Origin of the sequence: Kitasatospora sp. NPDC093558, from assembly GCF_040683475.1 — a bacterium.
GTDB lineage: Bacteria > Actinomycetota > Actinomycetes > Streptomycetales > Streptomycetaceae > Kitasatospora.
Genome location: NZ_JBFBDY010000511.1, coordinates 1 through 4,656, shown reverse-complemented (window position 1 = coordinate 4,656; position 4,656 = coordinate 1). Strand labels below are relative to the sequence as shown.

The window sequence follows — 4,656 nt, the reverse complement described above, 5'->3', positions numbered from 1 at the left end:
GCGGTCGGCGAGATCGACGTCTGGTGCGCCAACGCGGGCGTCGCCCCGGTGGGCGGCGCCGACGCGCCCGCCGCGGCCTGGGCCAGTGCGTGGGAGGTCAACGTCCTCGCCCACGTCCGGGCCGCCGACCTGCTCCTCCCGCACTGGCTGGAGCGCGGCCAGGGGCGGTTCCTCGCCACCGTCTCCGCCGCCGGGCTGCTCAGCATGCTCGGCTCGGCCCCGTACGCCGTCACCAAGCACGGTGCGCTCGCCTTCGCGGAGTGGCTCTCCGCGACGTACCGCCACCGCGGCATCCATGTCCACGCGCTCTGCCCGCAGGGCGTGCGCACCGACATGCTCACCGGCACCGGAGCCGTCGGCGAGGCCCTGCTCGCGCCGACCGCCCTCGACCCCGAGGACGTCGCCGAGACGGCCCTCGCAGGGCTGCGCGAGGACCGCTTCCTGATCCTCCCGCACCCCGAGGTCGCCGAGTACTACCGCGCCCGCGCGACCGACCCGGACCGCTGGCTCGGCTCGATGAACCGGCTCCAGCAGGGACTTGAGAAGGGCGGCGCGCTGTGAGGGCCTGGCAGGTGGGCGAGCTCGGCGAGCCGCACGACGTGATGAAGCTGGTCCAGGACGTTCCCCAACCCGTCGCCGGGCCGGGGCAGTTGCTCGTCCGGGTGCGCGCGGCGGCCGTCAACTTCCCGGACGCGCTGATGGTCCGCGGCCAGTACCAGGTGAGCCCGCCGCTGCCGTTCACGCCCGGCGTCGAGGTGTGCGGCGAGGTCGTGGGCGGCGCCCGGCGGGGCGAGCGGCTGATCGGCAACCCGGTGCTTCCGCACGGCGCGTTCGCCGAGTACGCGCTGCTCGACGCCGCCGCCGCGTTCCCCGCCCCCGAGTCGCTGGACGACGCCGAGGCGAGCGCACTGCACATCGGCTACCAGACCGCCTGGTTCGCCCTGCACCGCCGGGCCCGGCTGCGCGCCGGCGAGACGCTGCTGGTGCACGGCGCGGCGGGCGGGGTCGGCACCCTGCTGCTGCAGTTCGCCCGGGCGCGCGGGATCAACGTCGTCGGCACCGCGAGCGAGGCCAACCACGCCCACCTGCGCGAGCTGGGCGCGATCCCGGTGGCGTACGGCGACGGACTGGCCGAGCGGGTGCGGGCCGCCGCGCCCGGCGGCGTGCACAAGGTGCTGGACGCCGTGGGGCTCGGCGGGGTGCTGCCGCTCTCCATCGAGCTGGCCGGCGGAGCGGACCGGGTGCTGACGATCGCCGACTTCGTGGGCGCCGAGGAGCACGGGGTGCGCTTCAGTGGCGGCGCCGAAGGCGTCGAGCCGTACTACGACCGCGCGTACGAGGCGGCGCTCGCGCTGCACGCGTCGGGGGAGCTGCGGCTTCCGCTGCACCGGGTGCTCCCGCTCGCCGAGGCCGCCGAGGCGCACCGGGTGAGCGAGCATGGGCACCTGCGAGGGAAGATCGTGCTCACGGTGTGAGGTTCGGGCGGGCAGTCCCGGTGATCGGGTCTGCCCGCCAACTCGTGTTCATGCACCTGTACCTGACGACATGTCGGTAGTGTCGGGCGCCATGGTGACTGCGAACGCAACAGGTGACGGGACCGGACGGCTCGCGGGCAGGTCGTGCGTCGTGACGGGCGCGGCGAGCGGCATCGGCCGGGCCGTCGCCGAACGCTTCGCCCGCGAGGGCGCGGCGGTGGTCGCGACCGACGTCGACGCCGCCGGACTGGCTCGGCTCGCCGGCCAACTCCCGTACGACATCGGCACGGTGGTCGGCGACGTGGCTCGTGACGAGGACGCCCGCCGGATGGTCGACGCCGCCGTCGAGCGGAACGGGCGGCTCGACGTCGTGGTCGCCAACGCCGGGGTGCTCCCGCTCATGGAGATCACCGAGGCCACCGCCGAGGACTGGGACCACGTCATGGCCATCGACGGCCGCGGCATGTTCTTGACCTGCAAGTACGCGATCGCCGCGATGACCGCCCAGGAGCGGCCCGGCGGCGCCGTCGTCTGCATCTCCTCCATCTCGGGCGAGGCGGGCCAGCGCGGCCAGGCCGTCTACGGCCCCGCCAAGTTCGTCGCCTCCGGCCTCACCAAGCACCTCGCCGTCGAGTGGGCCGACCGCGGCATCCGGGTCAACGCCGTCGCGCCCGGCACCATCACCACCGAACGCGTCATCCGGCTGCGCGACGAGCCCGGCGGGCCCGAGTACCTCGCCGCGATCGAGAAGCTCCACCCGATGGGCCGGCTCGGCTCCCCGGCGGAGGTGGCGGCGGCCGTGCTGTTCCTGGCCTCCGACGAGGCGTCCTTCATCACGGGAGCCGTCCTCCCGGTGGACGGCGGCTACCTGGCGCAGTGACGGCGAGTTCCCCGGGCTCGCCGGAGAAGACGACCTCACCGCGGTGCAGCACGTGCACGACGGCCGCGCCGGCCAGGGTGCGGGGGAGCTCCTGCGTGCTCAGGACCACGGTGGTGCCGGCGGCGAGCAGGTGTGCGTGCAGCCGGGCGACGACGGCCGGGGCCAGGCCGCGCCCTGGCTCGTCGAGCAGCAGCACCTCGGGGCGCGCGGCCAATGCCCGTGCGAGGGCCACGAGTTGCTGCTGGCCGCCGGAGAGTGTGCCGGCCGGGCGGGGGAGCAGCACGGCCAGCTCGGGGAACAGGCCGAGCACTTCCGATGTGCCTGCTGCGTCGGCGAGTTGGAGGTGCTCGGCCACCGTCAGCGACCCGAACACCGCTCGCTCCGCCGGCACCAGCGCCAGCCCCATCCGCACCCGGCGGCGTGCCGACAGCCCGGTGACGTCCCGCCCCCGCCACACCACCCGGCCCCCGGACAGCCGCACGAGCCCGGCCAGCGCGTGCAGCGCGCTCGTCCGCCCGGCGCCGTTCGGCCCGAGCAGGACGCTCACCGCCGCGGACGGGAACACCAGGTCCACGCCGTGCAGCGCTTCGAGCGGACCGTACCGGACCCGCGCCCCGCGCAACGCGATCTCGACCGGCATCACGCCACCCCGCCCCACGCCCGGGCCACCCGTGGATCCGCCAGCACGGCCGCCGCCGGACCGCCCGCCACCACCCGGCCGTCCGCCATCGCGTAGACGGTGTCGGCGAGTTCGGCGACCAGCCCGGCGTCGTGCTCGACCAGCAGGAGCGCCATGCCCTGGTCGGCCAGCCCCCGCAGCACGGCCACCAGTCGCGCCGTCTGCGCCGAGTCCAGCCCCGCCGCCGGCTCGTCCAGCAGCAGCACCCGCGGCTCGCCCGCCAGCGCCCGGGCCAGCTCCACCAGCCGCAGCACCCCGGTCGGCTGCGCCCCGGCGGACTCGCCGGCCACCTCCCGCAGCCCGAACAGTGCGAGTGCCCGCTCCGTGCGCTGCTCGGCGCCCGCCCGGTCGCGCCGCTGCTCGGCGCCCACCCGGACGTTGTCGGCCACCGAGAGGGTGGGGAAGACGGCGATCTGCTGGAACGTCCGGGCCAGTCCCAGCCGCACCCGCGCGTGCGCCGCGACCCGCGTGACGTCGCGTCCGCCGAGCAGCACCCGCCCGGCGTCCGGCCGGACCGTCCCGGCCAGGCAGTCGAACAGCGTGCTCTTCCCGGCCCCGTTCGGCCCGATCAGCGCGGTGATCCGCCCGGCCGGCGCGACGAGGTCGACCCCGCCGACGGCCTCGATCCCGCCGTAGCGGCGGACGATGCCGCGGGCGGTGAGGCGGGTGGCGGGATGGGCCGGGCGCTCGCTCACCGCGGCTCCTCCCCGGCCACCCGCTCCGCGATCCGCGCCCGCACCCTCCGGCCCGCCGGGCTGAGGCGCCCGGGCGGCAGCGGCGGCAGTGGCGGAGCCGGTGCGGGCCGGCGGCCGGGCAGGGCCGCCAAGCCGCCGGGGAGCCGTCCGATCGCGGCGGCGAGCACGCCCACCGCCACCGCCGACACGCCCGCGACCGTGCCCGCGTCGAGGCCGATCAGCAGCGCGGCGGCCAGGACCGCGCCCAGCGCGCTGTCCGCCCCCGCCACCACCACCGCCGCGAACCACAACAGCCCCCGCACCGGGTCGAACGACGCCGCGTCGAAGGCCCGCCCGGCGAGCCCCATCAGCCCGCCGCCCAGCGCCGCGAGCGCCGCGCCCGCCACGAACGCGAGCAGCTTCAGCCCGGGCACGTCCACCCCCGCCGCGACGGCCCCCGCCTCGTGGTCGCGCATCGCGGTGAGCGCCCGCCCGAGGCGCCCCCGGTGGAGGCCCCGCACGACCGCCAACCCCAGCCCCAGCAGCAGCAGTTCGGCGCCGTAGAAGGCGCGGTCCCCGGTCAGGAAGGACGGCCGGTCGAGGGTGAGCCCGGTGGTCGCGTACGGCTGCTGGAAGACGAAGCGGCTCATCGCCGTCCCGACCGCGAAGGTGACCAGCGCGAGCGCCAGCCCGCGCCGCCGGATCGCCGGCCACCCGGTGAGCAGCCCGAGCGGCGCGGTCGCGAGCACGGCGAGCAGCAGCGCGGGCGCGGCCGGCAGCGGCGGCAGCCCGGGCACCCGGCCGGACATCAGCAGCGCCGTCCCCAGCGCGCCCATCCCCGCGTACCCGGCCTGGCCGAGCGAGATCTGCCCGCCGTAGCCGGTGACGACGACGATCGACAGCAGCACCAGGGCGAGCGCCGGCACGAGCAGCGCGCTGCGCAGGTCG

4 protein-coding genes and 1 pseudogene are annotated in these 4,656 nt (G+C 76.7%); 3 read left to right on the top strand and 2 right to left on the bottom strand.

Translation table 11 applies throughout. The features are described from left to right. The 3 genes from AB0O00_RS30315 to AB0O00_RS30305 all read left to right on the top strand — a co-directional run. Nucleotides 1-561: SDR family oxidoreductase (locus tag AB0O00_RS30315; protein ID WP_363657171.1), on the top strand; the 561-nt coding region annotated here is incomplete at its 5' end. Next, nucleotides 558-1,475, top strand: a complete 918-nt coding sequence (locus AB0O00_RS30310; RefSeq protein WP_363657169.1) for a zinc-binding dehydrogenase — start codon at nucleotides 558-560, stop codon at nucleotides 1,473-1,475. The genes AB0O00_RS30315 and AB0O00_RS30310, both read left to right, overlap by 4 nt. A 151-nt stretch (nucleotides 1,476-1,626) precedes the next feature. Beyond that, nucleotides 1,627-2,355, top strand: a complete 729-nt coding sequence (locus tag AB0O00_RS30305) for an SDR family NAD(P)-dependent oxidoreductase (RefSeq protein WP_363657167.1) — start codon at nucleotides 1,627-1,629, stop codon at nucleotides 2,353-2,355. On the opposite strand, the gene AB0O00_RS30300 is transcribed toward AB0O00_RS30305, so the two are convergent. Both AB0O00_RS30300 and AB0O00_RS30295 read right to left on the bottom strand, forming a co-directional pair. Continuing rightward, nucleotides 2,309-2,995: an ATP-binding cassette domain-containing protein gene (locus tag AB0O00_RS30300; RefSeq protein ID WP_363657165.1), complete on the bottom strand. Its 687-nt coding sequence runs from the start codon at nucleotides 2,993-2,995 to the stop codon at nucleotides 2,309-2,311. The two genes, AB0O00_RS30305 and AB0O00_RS30300, sit on opposite strands and share 47 nt — an antisense overlap. 50 nt (nucleotides 2,996-3,045) lie before the next feature. Next, a pseudogene (locus tag AB0O00_RS30295) lies at nucleotides 3,046-4,656 on the bottom strand (branched-chain amino acid ABC transporter ATP-binding protein/permease); the annotation flags it as partial.